At 67.9% G+C, this 16,292-nt stretch carries 17 protein-coding genes; 12 read left to right on the top strand and 5 right to left on the bottom strand.

Annotated features, from left to right (window positions below; translation table 11 throughout):
- Nucleotides 1-35: 35 nt before the first annotated feature.
- From BZL41_RS11100 to BZL41_RS11085, 4 genes are read right to left on the bottom strand one after another with little or no spacing between them, the layout of a single operon-like run.
- Nucleotides 36-1,148: an acetoin dehydrogenase dihydrolipoyllysine-residue acetyltransferase subunit gene (locus BZL41_RS11100; RefSeq protein ID WP_095599350.1), complete on the bottom strand. Its 1,113-nt coding sequence runs from the start codon at nucleotides 1,146-1,148 to the stop codon at nucleotides 36-38.
- A complete protein-coding gene (locus BZL41_RS11095) occupies nucleotides 1,145-2,164 on the bottom strand; it encodes an alpha-ketoacid dehydrogenase subunit beta (RefSeq protein WP_095599349.1) in 1,020 nt (339 codons plus the stop codon). Before BZL41_RS11095 ends, BZL41_RS11100 begins: the two co-directional genes overlap by 4 nt.
- Nucleotides 2,165-2,194: 30 nt before the next feature.
- Entirely contained in the window at nucleotides 2,195-3,172 is a 978-nt protein-coding gene (locus BZL41_RS11090) for a thiamine pyrophosphate-dependent dehydrogenase E1 component subunit alpha (protein ID WP_095599348.1), read from the bottom strand.
- A complete protein-coding gene (locus tag BZL41_RS11085; protein ID WP_095599410.1) occupies nucleotides 3,150-4,253 on the bottom strand; it encodes an ATP-NAD kinase family protein in 1,104 nt (367 codons plus the stop codon). Before BZL41_RS11085 ends, BZL41_RS11090 begins: the two co-directional genes overlap by 23 nt.
- Nucleotides 4,254-4,583: 330 nt before the next feature.
- Here BZL41_RS11085 and BZL41_RS11080 point away from each other — a divergent pair, with 330 nt between their 5' ends.
- Nucleotides 4,584-6,458: a sigma-54-dependent Fis family transcriptional regulator gene (locus tag BZL41_RS11080; protein ID WP_095599347.1), complete on the top strand. Its 1,875-nt coding sequence runs from the start codon at nucleotides 4,584-4,586 to the stop codon at nucleotides 6,456-6,458.
- A 120-nt stretch (nucleotides 6,459-6,578) separates the two neighbouring features.
- Here BZL41_RS11080 and BZL41_RS28505 read toward each other — a convergent pair whose 3' ends face one another.
- Nucleotides 6,579-6,902: an EthD family reductase gene (locus tag BZL41_RS28505; protein ID WP_168190979.1), complete on the bottom strand. Its 324-nt coding sequence runs from the start codon at nucleotides 6,900-6,902 to the stop codon at nucleotides 6,579-6,581.
- Nucleotides 6,903-7,088: 186 nt separating this feature from the next.
- Between BZL41_RS28505 and BZL41_RS11070 the strand changes: the two genes are divergently transcribed.
- The 11 genes from BZL41_RS11070 (at nucleotide 7,089) to BZL41_RS11020 (ending at nucleotide 16,113) form a co-directional block, all read left to right on the top strand.
- Nucleotides 7,089-7,478 (top strand): hypothetical protein, encoded by a 390-nt coding sequence (locus BZL41_RS11070; protein ID WP_095599346.1) that lies wholly within the window; start codon nucleotides 7,089-7,091, stop codon nucleotides 7,476-7,478.
- 101 nt (nucleotides 7,479-7,579) lie between these two features.
- Nucleotides 7,580-7,987 (top strand): hypothetical protein, encoded by a 408-nt coding sequence (locus tag BZL41_RS11065; protein WP_095599345.1) that lies wholly within the window; start codon nucleotides 7,580-7,582, stop codon nucleotides 7,985-7,987.
- 72 nt (nucleotides 7,988-8,059) lie between these two features.
- Nucleotides 8,060-8,278, top strand: a complete 219-nt coding sequence (locus BZL41_RS11060; protein WP_095599344.1) for a DUF2933 domain-containing protein — start codon at nucleotides 8,060-8,062, stop codon at nucleotides 8,276-8,278.
- Between the two features lie 92 nt (nucleotides 8,279-8,370).
- Nucleotides 8,371-10,452: a copper-translocating P-type ATPase gene (locus BZL41_RS11055; protein ID WP_218224501.1), complete on the top strand. Its 2,082-nt coding sequence runs from the start codon at nucleotides 8,371-8,373 to the stop codon at nucleotides 10,450-10,452.
- A gap of 144 nt (nucleotides 10,453-10,596) precedes the next feature.
- Nucleotides 10,597-11,235, top strand: a complete 639-nt coding sequence (locus BZL41_RS11050) for a peroxiredoxin (RefSeq protein ID WP_095599343.1) — start codon at nucleotides 10,597-10,599, stop codon at nucleotides 11,233-11,235.
- Between the two features lie 9 nt (nucleotides 11,236-11,244).
- Nucleotides 11,245-11,838 (top strand): NADPH-dependent FMN reductase, encoded by a 594-nt coding sequence (ssuE, locus tag BZL41_RS11045; RefSeq protein WP_095599342.1) that lies wholly within the window; start codon nucleotides 11,245-11,247, stop codon nucleotides 11,836-11,838.
- Between the two features lie 124 nt (nucleotides 11,839-11,962).
- The gene (locus BZL41_RS11040) at nucleotides 11,963-12,937 is read left to right on the top strand and encodes a sulfonate ABC transporter substrate-binding protein (protein WP_095599341.1); all 975 of its coding nucleotides are present in this window, start codon (nucleotides 11,963-11,965) and stop codon (nucleotides 12,935-12,937) included.
- Between the two features lie 20 nt (nucleotides 12,938-12,957).
- A complete protein-coding gene (gene ssuD, locus BZL41_RS11035; RefSeq protein ID WP_095599340.1) occupies nucleotides 12,958-14,106 on the top strand; it encodes an FMNH2-dependent alkanesulfonate monooxygenase in 1,149 nt (382 codons plus the stop codon).
- Between the two features lie 174 nt (nucleotides 14,107-14,280).
- Entirely contained in the window at nucleotides 14,281-15,066 is a 786-nt protein-coding gene (gene ssuC / locus BZL41_RS11030) for an aliphatic sulfonate ABC transporter permease SsuC (RefSeq protein ID WP_095599339.1), read from the top strand.
- Nucleotides 15,063-15,857, top strand: coding sequence for an aliphatic sulfonates ABC transporter ATP-binding protein (gene ssuB / locus BZL41_RS11025; protein ID WP_095599338.1), 795 nt, complete (start codon nucleotides 15,063-15,065; stop codon nucleotides 15,855-15,857). Before ssuC ends, ssuB begins: the two co-directional genes overlap by 4 nt.
- A gap of 40 nt (nucleotides 15,858-15,897) precedes the next feature.
- Complete coding sequence (locus BZL41_RS11020; protein WP_095599337.1) at nucleotides 15,898-16,113, top strand: molybdopterin-binding protein; 216 nt, start codon at nucleotides 15,898-15,900, stop codon at nucleotides 16,111-16,113.
- Nucleotides 16,114-16,292: the final 179 nt, after the last annotated feature.

Here is a 16,292-nt window from a genome sequence, read left to right as displayed (position 1 = left end):
CCCCGGCCACCAGGCGGCCGGAGCATTCCCTTCATTCATTGCGCCTGGAGAAACGCCTGGATCAGGCCGTTGACCCGCTCCGCCGCCTCCATCTGCACCATGTGCGCCTGGCCGGGGAGAATCTCCACCTGCGCCGGCAACCCCTCCGCGTGGCGGGCCGGAATGATGGCGTCGTCGGCCCCCCAGACCACCAGCACCGGGCGCTCGCCCTGCTCCACCACCGGGCGCAGGTCGATGCGCTGGCGCCCCTCGGCGAACAGCGTGCCGGCCAGTTGGCGCAAGGCGGCCTCGACACCTTCGAGGCGCTTGTACTTGAGCATGTCCTCCAGCATCTGCCGGGTAACCAGCGCCGGGTCGGAAAAGAGCTGCGCCAGTTGCGGTTTCAGCGCGTTGCGGTTGGCCGCGTCGACGAAGCCGTGCAGGTAGGCGCCGTTGATTTCCGGGCCCAGGCCGGCACTGGCGATCAGCACCAGCGAACGCACCCGCTGCGGTGCCAGGCACGCGGCGTTCAACGAGACGGCGCCGCCCATGGAATGCCCGGCGAGGTGAGCATGCTCGATGTCCAGGTGATCGAGCAGCGCCAGCACGGTGCGGCTCAGCTCGTCCAGATCGCCCTGCTCCAGCGTCTTGGTCGATTCGCCATGCCCCGGCAGGTCGAGGGCGATCACCCGGCGCGCGGCGGCCAGCGCCTCGTGGTTGAACAGCCAGTTGTTCAGGTCGCCGCCGAAGCCGTGCACCAGCACCAGCGGCGTACCGCCCTCACCACGGTCGAAGAAGCGAATGCTGCGGCCATCCAGCTCCACCTTGCGCGGCGCCGGGCCGGCCTCTTCGCCCTCCTCGCCACCGGGGACGAATTCGGCCTGGAAGCGCTCGACCACCGCGTCGATCTCGGCATCGCTCACCTCGCCGTCCACCACCACCGCCAGCAGCGCGCCCACCGGCAGGGTCTCGTCCTCACGGGCCACCTTGCGCCGCAGCACACCGGAGAACGGCGCCTCGACGCTGCTGGAAATCTTGTCGGTCTCGACGTCGAGCACATCCTCGCCCTTCTCGATGAGATCGCCCTCGTTCTTCAGCCAGGCGTCCACCCGGCCCTCGGTCATGGACAGGCCCCACTTGGGCATGGTCAGGGTATGGATCTGGCTCATGCCACCTTCCTCCCTTCGATCACCCGGCGCACTTCGGCTTCGATCTTCGCCGCATCGGGGATGTACAGGTCTTCCAGCGCATCGGAGAACGGCACCGGCGTGTGCGGCGCGGTGACCAGGCCGATGGGGGCACGCAGCGCGCCGAAGGCATTACGCGCCACCAGGGCAGCGATATCGGTGGCCATGGAGCAGCGCGGATTGGCTTCGTCGATCACCACCAGGTGACCGGTCTTCTCCACGCTTTCCAGGATGCTGTCTTCATCCAGCGGGCTGGTGGTGCGCAGGTCCAGTACCTCGCAATCGATGCCCTCGCGCGCCAGGCGGCCGGCCGCTTCCATGGCCACGTGGACCATCCGGCCGTAGGTGACCAGGGTCATGTCATCGCCTTCGCGGAGGAAATTGGCCTCGCCGAAAGGCACCGTGTACAGCTCTTCCGGCACATCGCCCTGCATGCCGTAGAGGAGCTTGTGCTCGCAGAAGATCACCGGATCGTTGTCGCGGATCGCCTGGATCAGCAAGCCCTTGGCGTCGTAGGGCGACGACGGACAGACCACCTTCAGGCCGGGAATATGCGTCCACAGCGCGGTAAGCATCTGCGAGTGCTGGGCGGCGGCGCGCAGGCCGGCGCCGACCATGGTGCGCAGCACCAGCGGGGTGACCGCCTTGCCGCCGAACATGTAGCGAAACTTGGCCGCCTGGTTGAGGATCTGGTCCAGGCAACAGCCGGCGAAGTCGACGAACATGAGTTCGCACACCGGGCGCATGCCCTGGGTCGCCGCGCCGACGGCGGCACCGACGTAACCCACCTCGGACAACGGGGTGTCCAGGACCCGGCCGGGGAACTGGTGGTAGAGCCCCTTGGTCACGCCCAGCACGCCGCCCCAGGCATCCTGCTCGCCCGGCGCACCGGCGCCGCCGGCGTTGTCTTCGCCCATGATAAAAACGCTGCTGTCGCGGCGCATTTCCTGGGCCAGGGCCTCGTTGATCGCCTGCTGGTAGCTGATTTTTCTCGCCATGATGATTGTCCTTCGCTAGTCGTTCGGTGATCAGGGATAGGTCACGTACACATCGGTCAGCAGATCGGCCGGCTGCGGTTTCGGGTCGGTCTTGGCGCAGCGCACCGCGTCGTCGATCTGCGCCTCCACCTCGCTGTCGATGCGATCCAGTTGGGCGGCGTCGAGCAGGCCGGCGCGGGTGGTGCGCTCGCGGAACTGCATCAGGCAGTCGCGCTGCTCGCGGTAGTGCTTCACCTCGTCGGGGTCGCGGTAGGTCTGGGCATCGCCTTCGAAGTGGCCGTAGTAGCGGGTCAGCTTCACTTCGATCAGCGACGGCCCCTCGCCGGCCCGGGCACGCTCGATGGCGGCGCCGGCCGCCTCGTGAACGGCGAAGAAGTCGAAGCCGTCCACCGTCACGCCGGGCATGCCGAAGCCGGCGGCGCGGTCGGCGATGTGGTCGCAGGCCACCGACCAATTCGACGCAGTGGCCTCGGCGTAGCCGTTGTTCTCGGCGACGAAGATGCACGGCAGGTTCCACACCGAGGCCAGGTTCATCGCCTCGAACACCGCGCCCTCGTTGGAGCCGCCGTCGCCGAAGAAGGCCACCGCCACGCCTCGGCTGCCCTTGAGCTTGGCAGCCAGCGCGGCACCGGCGGCGAGCGGCGCACCGGCACCGACGATGCCGTTGGCGCCGAGCATGCCTTTCTCCAGGTCGGCGATGTGCATGGAGCCGCCCTTGCCCTGGCAGACGCCGGTCTTTTTGCCGTAGATCTCGGCCATCATTCCGTGCACGTCCACGCCCTTGGCGATGCAGTGGCCGTGGCCACGGTGAGTGGAGGCGATGCAGTCCTCGTCGGTGAGGTGCGCCATGACGCCAGCGGCGGACGCCTCCTCGCCGGCGTAGAGGTGGACGAATCCGGGAATCTCGCCGGTGGCGAATTCCACGTGGAGCCGTTCTTCGAAGGCACGGATGGTGCGCATGACCCGGTAGGCATGCAGCAACTGGTCAGCGGACAGGTGAGTGGACATCTTGTTTTTCTCCAGGGTTGTCTTCAGGGAAACGGTTGACGGGGTGTTGCGGGTGATCGCGGCCGACACACAGCAGGCGGTGGCGTGCCGCATAGGCCAGGACGGCCTCGACATCGATGCTCAGCGGGCCGTAGGCATCCAGGGTGACGGTGGGGCGGTCGGCGGGGCCGAACTCGATCTCGCGCTCGCCATCCAGCGCCAGGGTGCCGCAGCCGAGCGCCAGCGAACGCGGCACACCGGGCTCCAGCGGCCCTGCCGCGACCACGCCGCATCCCTCCAGCAGGCCGGGGGCAAGCGGTGCCAGCAGCGCTTCGCGGGCCTCGGGGTGCAGGCGCATCCAGGCCCCGCCCGGTGCTTGGCGCGACACCGGGAACCACAGCCCGCAGAGCGCCGACAGGCCGATGGCCCAGGGCTCGGCGAAGGTCACGAAGACTTCCGCCAAGTCCTCCGCGCGGCTGATGGCGCGGGCGCCGATGAACGGCAGCGGCGATACCGCGACATCCACCAAAGCCCACTCGCACAATCCCCGCTGGGGCTCGCGCACCAGCAGGCGCTTGTTGCGGCGCAGGCCGATCTCGGGCGGTATCCGGCCGCTGGCGCAGAGCCCGCCAGCGAGTCCGGCGCTGGTAGCCTCGCGCAATTCGGGGAAGGCATTGTTGGTGCCGGTGGAAAGGGTCAGCAGCGGGATGTCGCCCACTTCGGCGGCCACCGCCTTGTGCGTGCCGTCGCCGCCGAGCACGGCGATCAGCGCGACGCCCCGCTCGGCCATCCGACGCGCCGCCAGGCGGGTGTCCTCGACGCTCTGGCGCAGCGAGATATCCAGGAACTCTACCTCCGGCCAGCGGCCCTCCCGGGCCTGACGGCTGTCGCGGGCCTTGAGCACGGCGGCGGCGATGCCGGTCATGTCCGGCGGCATCAGCACCCGTTCGATGCCGGTGGCACCGAAGGCGCCGAGCAGGCGCTGTACCACCGCCGCCTTGTCGGTGCTGGAAAACAGTCCGGCCTTGGCGGTCAGGCGGCGCAGGTCGCGCCCGGAAGCCGGGTTGGCAATGATCCCAACGGTCAGCGGAATACGGCTCATGGCGGGCGAACGCTCGGCCATGCCACACCTCTCTTGTTCTTGTTCGGAGGTCCGGCGCTCGACGGCGCCGGTGTCGGGAGGGCTAGAGCAAGGCCGGTGCCAGATCGCACCCACTTCGCCGCAAATCCCCATGGCAGAGCGGCTCCGCTGGATTGATAGGGAGATGGACGAAGGCGATGGATGAGACGCTGCATTTCACTTTGCCGGGCCGCCAGGCGAGACGCTGAGACGCAGCGTCTCATCCGTGCCGTTCAGCCACGTCGCGCTTGTCCGGGCTCCGGGGACGGCGCTTAATGGGCGCACAAGAACAAGATGCAGAGAGGGAGGCCCATGCTTTCCGCACACTCGAAAGCCCACGTGGATTGCGTCAGCCGCGTGCTGAAGAACGCCGCCCGGCTACCCGAAGCGCCGGTGCCGTCGCTGATCCTCGACTCCTGGCGCCGCTCGATGGAGCAATACCGCCTGGACCCCGGTTCCCTGCAGGGGCCGCGCATCCTGTCCCAGCCCCAGCTCAACGAGTGCCGGGAGCGCTCCGAGCTGTTCCTGCGCATCGCCAGCGAGGAAGTCGCCCGCCTGCACGGCCAGGTCCGCGGCGCCGACTATTGCGTGTTGCTCACCGATGCCCACGGGCAGACCATCGACTACCGCGTCGAATCGGCGATCCGCAACGATTGCCGCAAGGCCGGCCTGTACCTCGGCACCTGCTGGTCGGAGGGCGAGGAAGGCACCTGCGGCGTCGCCGCCGTGCTGGTCGGCGGCGTGCCGGTGACGGTGCACAAGCGCGATCACTTCCGCGCCGCGTTCATCGACCTCACCTGCTCCGCCGCGCCGGTGTTCGATCCGCAGGGCGAACTGCTCGGCGTACTCGACGTCTCCGCCGTGCGCTCTCCCGACGACCGCCGCAGCCAGCACCTGATCCGCCAGATGGTGGCGCAGAGCGCGCGTCAGATCGAAAACGCCTACTTCATGCACAGCGCCCAGGGCCACTGGGTGCTGCGGGCACACAGCGCGCCGGGCTACGTGGACAGCCAGCCCGACTACCTCTTCGCCTGGGACGACGACGGTCGCCTGCGGGCCCTCAACCCGGCTGCCCGGCGCTACCTGCAACAGCGGCTCGGCCAGGTGCCGGAACACATCGGCGAAGTATTCGACCTGGACACGCTGCATGCCGCTGCCGACGAAGCACCCCGCGTTTTGCGCGGGCATGGCACCGACGCCGAACTGCACGTGCGCCTGAGCGCACCGCGCCGGACCAGCCGGGCGGTGCGGCGGCCTGACACCGCAGCCGCCGAGCTGGACCCACGTATCGCCGAGAGCCTGCGCCTGGCGGTGCGGGTCAAGGACCGCCACCTGCCGGTGCTGATCCAGGGCGAGACCGGCGTCGGCAAGGAAGTCTTCGCCCGCCAGCTCCACCAGGCCAGCGCCCGCCGTGACCAGCCCTTCGTCGCGCTGAATTGCGCGGCAATCCCGGAGAGCCTGATCGAGAGCGAGCTGTTCGGCTACGTCGCCGGTGCCTTCACCGGCGCCTCCAGCAAGGGCATGCGCGGGCTGCTGCAACAGGCCGACGGCGGGACGCTGTTCCTCGACGAGATCGGCGACATGCCCCTCGGCCTGCAAACCCGTCTGCTGCGCGTGCTGGCCGAAGGCGAAGTGGCGCCCCTGGGCGCGTCGCGCCGGGAGAGCGTGGACATCCAGGTGATCTGCGCCACCCACCGCGACCTGGCGGCCCTGGTGGCGGCCGGAGAATTCCGCGAGGACCTCTACTTCCGCCTCGGCGGCGCCTGCTTCCAACTACCGCCGTTGCGCGAACGCAGCGACCGGCTGGCTCTGATCACCCGCCTGCTGGACGAGGAGGCGGCACGCTGCGGCGTGCGCGTCGGCCTCAGCGCCGCCGCCCTCGAATGCCTGCTCGGCTACCGCTGGCCGGGCAACGTGCGCCAGCTACGCCACGTGCTGCGCTATGCCTGCGCGCTGTGCAGCGGCACCTCGATCCAGTTGGAAGACCTGCCGCCGGAGCTGCGCGGCAACGGTACGCCGCCCACCGCCGACCCCGGCGACGTCTGCGACGACCCGGAGCGCCAGGCCCTGCTCGATGCCCTCATCCGCCATCGCTGGAAACCCGTACCCACGGCGCGGGCGCTGGGCATTTCGCGGGCGACCCTGTATCGCCGGGTGCACCGCTACGGCATCGACATGCGCGGCTGACACAACGCCAGCCGCATGACGACCTGACTCCGTAGCCCGGATAAGCGAAGCGCAATCCGGGGGCGATTTCCCGGATTGCGCCAAGGCTTATTCGGGCTACGAGCGTAAGCCGTCTCGCCTTCAGCCCTCGAAGGCGACGTGAACCTGGCTGATCAGAATCTGCGGCTCGATATCCGTGTAATTGGCGACATCGGCCATCAACGGTTGCCCGCCAGCCGCCATCGCCGCCTGGAACGCGGCAACGTCGTCGAAGAGCATGTGGGCCGCCGCAACCACCGGGGCCGGGTTACCGGCGGCGTCGGACAGCGCCTGGTCGATCTCCAGCCGGCGCAGACCGTGCGCACCGAGGTGCTCGCGAATCAGCGCGGCATGCCGGTTCTGGTAGTAAGCGTGGTCGAAACGCGCGCCTTCGCGGGCGGCATAGGAGACGGTGACGCGAATCATGGCTACTCCTTGGAAAGTCCTCGATGAACCGGCACGACGAAGCGGCCGGCCAGTCACCATAGCACTGCTTCCGCCCCTCGGTCGGCACATGGCGCAGTGCACAGTCCCGATCCACGCTTGATGTGGATCAATGGCCCGGATGAGCCATGCTGTAAGTTCGAACCATCGTCGAAAAGGAATCGCGGAATGACTTGGTTTCGCAACCGCCTGCCGCAGCTGATACGCCTGGCCCTGGTGCTCTGGCTGTTGGCCTTTGCGGTGGCCGCGGGCCAGGGCTGCCTGAGCCAACCGCCCCATGATCCGGCTGCCGGCCATGCGCTGCTCGAACACGCCGGGCCTGATCATGACCACGCCGCGCACGCCAGCGGTTGCCTGCAATTCTGCGAAGACACCTCCGTGTCGCTACTGTCCTCCCTGTCCCTGCTCTCCCTCGGTCACGCCCTCTGGGCGGTACTGCTGCTGCCCGCGTTGCCGATCGTCGCGCGCGGCACCTTGCCGTTCGCCTTCCTCGCCTTGCAGCTTCCGGCTCCGCCGGCGCCCCCTGCCCGCTTGCGCTTCGTCCGCTTCAACGATTGAAACCCCTCCCGGCGTGCCGGAGTTTCCGGCCGCTCCTGCCCGGCTGCGCTGCATGCAGGTGGCCGGTTACCCGCTGACTCCTCACTTTCTGGAGATTCACCATGAACACACCCGTCAAAGCACTCGTCGCCGCCCTCTTGATCGGCAGCCCGTTGTTCGCCCTGGCCGTCGACGAACACCATCCCGAACAGACCCCGGCGGCACCGACAGACGCCGCCCCCGCGCAGGATCAGGCCATGACCGAACAGATGCAGAAAATGCAGGCCATCCACGACAGGATCGCCGCCGCCAAGACCCCGGCCGAACGCCAGGCCGCGATGCAGGAGGGCATGCAGGCGATGCGGGAAGGCATGGCCATGCTGCAGAACAATTGCCCGGGAATGGGCATGGGAATGGGCATGTCCGGCGGCAAGGGCGGGGGCATGGGCGGCGGCATAGGAATGATGAACATGATGATGAAGATGATGGATCAGCAGTCGGACATGATGAAGCAGCCGACCAACCCTTGAACCACGCGGAAGTTCCCGGCCGTAGCGGCGTGCACGCCGCGGCGGCCGGGAGCTTCCGGCACAGGAGCAGCCATGAGCCCTTCTTCCACCCCGCCCCCACCGTTCTGGCGCAGCCGGCCCGGCATCGTGCTGGGCATGCTGCTGGTCATCGCCCTGTTCTACCTGGCCCGCGAGCATTACGGCCATCTATCCCAGGCGCTGCCCTATCTGATTCTGCTGCTGTGCCCGCTGCTGCACCTGTTCGGTCACTCCCACGGTGGCCATCACTCCAAGGACGGCGACAGGAACTGACTATGCACAACCATGAGCATCACCATCACACGCCAACCGCTCCGATGGCGGTGGTGCCCCCGGCAGCCGACGAAGGCGAATACACCTGCCCTATGCACCCGGAGATCCGCCAGCGCGGCCCCGGCACCTGCCCCAAGTGCGGCATGACCCTGGAACCGGTGCTGCCCGAGCTGGAGCAGGAGGAGAACCCGGAACTCAAGGACTTCAGCCGGCGCTTCTGGTGGACCCTGCCGCTGACCGTGATCGTCACCCTGCTGGCCATGGGCGGACATGCCCTGAACCTGTTCCATGGCACTACGCAGAACTGGGTCGAACTGGCCATCGCCGCCCCCGTGGCGCTCTGGGCCGGCTGGCCGTTCTACGTCCGCGGTGTGCGCTCGGTCATCCAGCGCAGCCCGAACATGTGGACGCTGATCGGCCTCGGCACGTCCGCCGCCTTCCTCTACAGCCTCGCCGCCACCCTGGCGCCCGGCGTGTTCCCGGCCACCTTCGAGGTGGACGGCCGGATCGGCGTGTATTACGAGGCGGCGGCGGTGATCATCTCACTGACCCTGCTCGGGCAGATGCTTGAACTCAGGGCCCGCTCGCAGACCTCGGCCGCCATCCGCTCGCTGCTCGGCCTCGCGCCCAAGACCGCGCGCCGGATCGCCGCCGACGGCAGCGAAGAGGACATTCCACTGAGCCATGTACACAGCGGCGACACCCTGCGCGTACGCCCCGGCGAGAAGGTACCGGTCGATGGTGTGGTGCTGCAGGGCGAAAGCGCGGTGGACGAATCCATGCTCACCGGCGAGCCGCTGCCGGTGATGAAGCGAACCGGCGACACGCTGATCGGCGCCACCCTCAACACCCACGGCAGCCTGGTGATGCAGGCACAGAAGGTCGGCTCGGCGACCATGCTCGCGCAGATCGTGCAGATGGTGGTGCAGGCGCAGCGCTCCAAGGCGCCGATGCAGCGCCTGGCGGATGTAATCGCCGGTTACTTCGTCCTGGCGGTGATCGCCATCGCCGTCCTGACCTTCTTCGGCTGGGGCCTGTGGGGGCCGCAGCCGAGCTGGGTGTTCGGCCTGATCAACGCCGTGGCGGTGCTGATCATCGCCTGCCCCTGCGCCCTCGGCCTGGCCACGCCGATGTCGGTGATGGTCGCCACCGGCAAGGCCGCCGGCAGCGGCGTGCTGTTCCGCGATGCGGCGGCCATCGAGAACCTGCGCAAGATCGACACCCTGATCGTCGACAAGACCGGCACCCTCACCGAGGGCCGCCCGGCCTTCCACAGCGTCGAGGCCGTCGCCGGCTTCGGCGAGGAGGAGGTGCTGCGTCTGGCCGCCAGCCTCGACCAGGGCAGCGAACACCCGCTGGCCCACGCCATCGTCGAGCGGGCACGTAGCGCCGGCCTGGCCTTGAGCCCGGCGGAAGACTTCGAGTCCGCCTCCGGCATCGGCGTGCGCGGGCAGGTCGAGGGCCGCCGCCTGCAACTGGGTAACACGGCGTTGATGGCCGACGCCTGCGTAGCCACCGACGCCTTGCAGGCCCGGGCCGAGCAATTGCGCGGCGACGGCACCAGCATCATGTACCTGGCGGTGGACGGCCGCCTGGCGGGCCTGCTGGCCGTGGCCGACCCGATCAAACCGACCTCCCGGCTGGCGGTGGAGCGCCTGCAGGCCGACGGCGTACGCGTGATCATGGCCACCGGCGACGGCCTCACCACCGCCCGCTCGGTCGCCCGCCAGCTCGGCATCGAGGAAGTCCACGGCGAGGTCAAACCGCAGGACAAGGAACGCCTCGCGGCCAACCTGCAACAGGCCGGACACCGCGTGGCGATGGCCGGCGACGGCATCAACGACGCCCCCGCCCTGGCCCGCGCCGATGTCGGCATCGCCATGGGCACCGGCACCGACGTGGCGATGAACAGCGCCCAGGTGACCCTGGTCAAGGGCGACCTGCTGGGCATCCTGCGCGCCCGCAGCCTGTCCGTGGCCACCGTGCGCAACATGCACCAGAACCTGACCTTCGCCTTCGCCTACAACGCCATGGGCATACCACTGGCCGCCGGGTTGCTGTACCCGCTGACCGGGCACCTGCTGTCGCCGCTGATCGCCGCCCTGGCAATGAGCGTCAGCTCGGCCTCGGTGGTGTTCAACGCGCTGCGCCTGCGCCGGGCGACCATCGAATGAGTGAATGGAGCGCGTGCTCAAGGATGAGCACGAAGCCCACTTAAATAACAATAAAGAATAAATAAATTTATATTTATTCTTTTTAATTTGAATCGCGCCTGTACATAGTGAGCCCTCCCAACACATTCACCGCAGGAGCACCCCATGAGCCTCAGACTCGGCGATACTGCCCCCGACTTCGAACAGGATTCCAGCCAGGGCCCGATCCGTTTCCATGAGTGGCTGGGCGATAGCTGGGGCGTGCTGTTCTCCCACCCCGCCGACTTCACCCCGGTATGCACCACCGAGCTGGGCTTCACCGCCAAGCTGAAAGACGAATTCACCGCCCGCAACGTCAAGGCCATCGCGCTCTCGGTGGACCCGGTGGACTCGCATGTGCGCTGGATCGATGACATCAACGAAACCCAGGGCACCACAGTCAACTTCCCGATCCTCGCCGACGCCGACCGCACGGTGTCCGACCTCTACGACCTGATCCACCCGAACGCCAGCGATACCCTCACCGTGCGTTCGCTGTTCGTTATCGACCCGAACAAGAAGATTCGCCTGATCATCACCTACCCGGCCAGCACGGGGCGCAACTTCCACGAGATCCTGCGGGTCATCGATTCACTGCAACTCACCGACTCGCACAAGGTGGCGACACCGGCCAACTGGCAGGACGGCGACGACGTGGTGATCGTGCCTTCACTGAAGGACGAAGACGAAATCCGCCAGCGCTTCCCCAAGGGCTACCGCGCCGTGCGCCCCTACCTGCGGCTCACCCCGCAACCGAACAAGTGAGGCGTCGAGATGCATGTCGTCCTGCTTTCCGGCAGCCCGTCGGCGCGCTCGCGCAGCGAGTTGCTGCTGGGTCGCGTGCGTGAGCGGCTGGAGGCGCGGCAGGTGGAAACCAGCCTGCTGCGGGTCCGCGATTTTTCCGCCGAGGACCTGCTCCACGCCCGCTTCGACAGCCCCGCCGTGCAGTATCTGCAAACGTTGATCGCCAGCGCCGACGGCCTGGTGGTCTCGACGCCGGTGTACAAGGCCTCCTTCGCCGGCGCGCTCAAGGTGTTGCTCGATCTGCTACCGGAGCGCGCCCTGGCGCACAAGGTAGTCCTGCCACTGGCCAGCGCCGGCAGCCAGGCCCATCTGCTGGCAGTGGACTACGCACTGAAACCGGTGCTGGCGGCGCTCAAGGCCCAGGAGCTGCTCGCCGGCGTATTCGCCACCGACGGGCAAATCACCTACCCGGACGGTGGCCTGCCGGCGAGTTTCGACGAAGAACTGGGCACGCGCCTGGACGAAGCGACGGAGCAACTGCTCGCCGCCCTCGCCCGCCGCCCGCGTCCACTGGAAGCCCACCTGTTGAGCGAACGGCTGGCAACGGCCCGTTGGAGTATTTAAAGCAGCTACGAGCGGCAAGCTATAAACCTCAAGCCAAAGCCCATCGGCTTACCGCTAGAAAAAGCCTTACTGGCCCGCCAACGGGCAAGCAGGAATCCCTGACACACAGCAAAGGAGAGGCGCCATGCGCACCATCACTTTGCGTCGGAGTCTGGTCGCCCTGTTTGCCGCGGCCCTGTCTTTCGGCGCAATCATCCACGCACAGGCCGAACCCCTGCGGATCGGCTACCAGAAATACGGCAGCCTGGTGCTGCTCAAGGCCAGCGGCACGCTGGAGAAGCGTCTCGCCGACAAGGGCATCGAGGTGCAATGGACCGAGTTCCCGGCCGGCCCGCAGTTGCTCGAAGGATTGAACGTCGGCTCCATCGACTTCGGCACCACCGGCGAGGCACCGCCGATCTTTGCCCAGGCGGCGGGGGCGGACCTGGTCTACGTCGCCTATGAGCCGCCGGCGCCCAGCGGCGAAGCCATCCTCGTTTCCAAGGACTCGCCGCTCCGCTCGGTGGCCGAGCTGAAGGGCAAGAAGATCGCTCTCAACAAAGGCTCCAACGTCCACTACCTGCTGGTCCGCGCGCTGGAAGACGCCGGCCTGTCGAGCCGTGACGTCACCCCGGTGTACCTGCCACCTGCCGATGCCCGTGCCGCCTTCGAACGCGGCAGCGTGGACGCCTGGGTGATCTGGGACCCGTTCCAGGCCGCCGCCGAGCACCAGTTACAGGCACGTATCCTGCGCGACGGCAACGGACTGGTGAGCAACCACCAGTTCTACCTGGCCGCCCGGCCTTATGCCGAACGCCACCCCGAGGTGATCGCCGTGCTGGTGGAGGAAATCCGCGCCATCGGCGAGTGGACCCGCGCCAACCCCGACGCCGCCACCGAGCTGGTCGCACCGTTGCTCGGGCTGTCAACCGAGATCACCCGCCAGGCGGTGCTGCGCAAGGGCCATGGCGCCCAGTTCCTCGATACGCGCGTGATCGCCGAGCAACAGCGCATCGCCGACACCTTCGCCGCCCTCAAGCTGATCCCGAAATCCGTGAGCATCGCCGAGCGCGTCTGGACGCCCCCGGCCCAGGCCACCGCCGCGCGCACCGCTCTCTGAGCGAATAAGGAGAATTCCCCATGAGCCTCAATGTGTTCTGGTTCCTGCCCACCCATGGCGACGGCCACTACCTCGGCACCGCCGAAGGTGCACGCGCGGTCGACCACGGCTACCTTTCGCAGATCGCCCAGGCCGCCGACCGGCTCGGCTTTGGCGGCGTGCTGATCCCCACCGGCCGCTCCTGCGAGGATTCCTGGCTGGTGGCCGCCTCGCTGATCCCGGTGACCCAGCGTCTGAAATTCCTGGTCGCGCTGCGCCCCGGCGTCGTCTCACCCACCGTGGCCGCACGCCAGGCGGCGACCCTGGACCGGCTGTCCAACGGCCGGGCGCTGTTCAACCTGGTCACTGGCGGCGACCCGGACGAATTGGCCGGCGACGGCCTCGACCTGTCCCACGCCGAGCGCTATGAAGCTTCGGTGGAGTTCACCCGCATCTGGCGCCGCGTGCTGGAGGGCGAGGTGGTGGATTACGACGGCAAGCACCTCCGGGTGAAGGGCGCCAAGCTGCTTTACCCGCCGATCCAGCAACCGCGCCCGCCGCTGTACTTCGGCGGCTCCTCGGATGCGGCGCAGGACCTCGCCGCCGAGCAGGTGGAGCTGTACCTGACCTGGGGCGAACCGCCGGCCGCGGTGGCCGAGAAGATCGCCCAGGTGCGCGAGAAAGCTGCCGCCCGGGGCCGCCAGGTGCGCTTCGGTATTCGCCTGCACGTCATCGTCCGGGAAACCGACGAAGAGGCCTGGCGGGCCGCGGATCGCCTGATCAGCCACCTGGACGACGACACCATCGCCCGCGCCCAGGCATCCCTCGCGCGCTTCGACTCGGTAGGCCAGCGGCGCATGGCCGCGCTGCACAACGGCAAGCGCGACAAGCTGGAAGTCGCACCCAACCTCTGGGCCGGGGTCGGCCTGGTACGCGGCGGCGCCGGCACCGCCCTGGTCGGCTCCGGGGCGACCGTGGCCGAACGCGTCCGCGAGTACGCCGACCTGGGCATCGACACCTTCATCTTCTCCGGCTACCCGCACCTGGAAGAGGCCTACCGCGTCGCCGAACTACTGTTCCCACACCTGGACCTGGCCCAGCCCAGCCAAGTACCGGCACGCGGCTACGTCAGCCCCTTCGGCGAGATGGTCGCCAATGACATCCTGCCCAAGACGGCGGCAGCGAGTTGAAGGGGGTGGGGAGTGAGAGGTGAGGAGTGAGGAGCGGTGGACCGCGTTCACCCAAGCATCCCGCCCCGATTCAAGCCCCACGCGCACCAACTCCTCGCCCTTCTGGGAAAGGGCCGGGGTGAGGGGTGGAGTCTCAGCCCCACACCCAACGACAAGACTGACCGGGAGCACATTATGACCCTCCATTCCCTCAGCCAGCGCCTGGCCCCCTGGGCGCTGCCCATCGCCCTGCTGGCGCTCTGGCAGACCGCGGTGGCCGGCGGCTGGCTGTCCAGCCGTATCCTTCCGGCCCCCAGCGCTGTGCTGGAAGCCGGCTGGGCGCAGGTGGCCAGCGGCGAGCTCTGGACCCACCTGGCCGTCAGTAGCCAGCGCGCGGCCATCGGTTTTCTCATCGGCGGCGGGCTCGGCCTGCTGCTCGGTTTCATCACCGGCTTGTCGCGCTGGGGCGAGCGGCTGCTGGACAGCTCGGTGCAGATGATCCGCAACATCCCGCACCTGGCGTTGATCCCACTGGTCATCCTGTGGTTCGGCATCGACGAGACGGCGAAGATCTTCCTGGTCGCCCTCGGCACGCTGTTCCCGATCTACCTCAATACCTACCACGGCATCCGCAACGTCGACCCGGCCCTGGTGGAAATGGCGCGCAGCTACGGCCTCTCCGGCTTCGCCCTGTTCCGCGCGGTCATCCTCCCTGGCGCGTTGCCATCGATCCTGGTCGGCGTGCGCTTCGCCCTCGGCTTCATGTGGTTGACCCTGATCGTCGCCGAAACCATCTCGGCCAACGCCGGCATCGGCTACCTGGCGATGAATGCGCGGGAATTCCTGCAGACCGACATCGTGGTGCTGGCGATCCTGCTCTACGCCGTGCTCGGCAAGCTCGCCGACCTCGCTGCCCGCGCCCTGGAACGCGCCTGGCTGCGCTGGCACCCGGCCTACCAGCCCCACGGAGGTAATCCATGACCGCCCTGCACAACCTGCACCACGGCCTGCCGCTGAGCCTGTCCGGCCTCGTCCGGGACTTCGGCGAGCGCCGGGTGCTGCATGGCATCGACCTGCAGATCCCGGCCGGCCAGTTCGTCGCCGTGGTCGGCCGCAGCGGCTGCGGCAAGAGCACCCTGCTGCGCCTGTTGGCCGGGCTCGACAGCCCCGGCGCAGGCCAGCTCAGCAGCGGCAGGCGCGCCCTGGCCGAGGCCCGCGAAGACATCCGCCTGATGTTCCAGGACGCGCGTCTGCTGCCCTGGAAACGGGTGATCGACAACGTTGGCCTGGGCCTCTCGGGCGATTGGCGGCCGCGCGCCCTGGAAGCCCTGGAAGCGGTCGGCCTGGCGGACCGCGCGGGCGACTGGCCGGCGGCCCTGTCCGGAGGACAGAAGCAGCGCGTCGCCCTGGCCCGTGCCCTGATCCACCGGCCGCGCCTGTTGCTTCTCGACGAACCGCTCGGCGCGCTGGATGCCCTGACCCGGATCGAAATGCAGCAACTCATCGAGCGCCTCTGGCAGCGCCATGGCTTCACCGTGCTGCTGGTCACCCACGACGTCGGCGAAGCCATCGCCCTGGCTGACCGGGTGATCCTGATCGAGGACGGCCGAATCGGCCTCGACCTGCCGGTACGCCTGCCGCGACCGCGCCAGCGGGGCTCGGCGGCCTTCGCCGCGCTGGAAGCAAACGTGCTCGAACGGGTCCTCGCCCACCCGGCGCTTCCGCCGGAAACCGCTTCACCGCTCCCGACGCACCTGCGCTGGGCGCTTTGACCAGGGATGCCCGGCATCCATCACGTTCAGGAGAGAAACCATGACCATCAAAGCCATCAACGTACGCAACCAGTTCAGGGGCACCATCAAGGAAATCATCGAAGGCGACGTGCTCTCGGAAATCGACGTGCAGACCGCCGCCGGAATCGTCACCTCGGTGATCACCACCCGCTCGGTGCGCGAACTGGAGCTTGGCGTCGGCAGCGAAGTGATCGCCTTCGTCAAATCCACGGAGGTATCCATCGCCAAGCTCTGAGTACACAGGACACAGCCGGCCGGAACAACGGCCGATATTTTCGAGGCGGGAAGCTAGAGGCAGGCTCCCGCCTTTTTTTATGGTTCTTCACGGATTACCGGGGAAAGCGGCTTTGATTTTCATGAAGAAGAAGCTGCTGTCCCGGTAGCCGTAGGCCATGCGCTTGATCACCTTGATGC

The sequence above is a fragment of the Pseudomonas sp. PIC25 genome (assembly GCF_002286785.1).
In the GTDB taxonomy this organism is placed as follows: domain Bacteria; phylum Pseudomonadota; class Gammaproteobacteria; order Pseudomonadales; family Pseudomonadaceae; genus Pseudomonas_M.
Note: the sequence above shows the minus strand (reverse complement) of the source record. Positions and strands in the feature narration are given on the sequence as shown.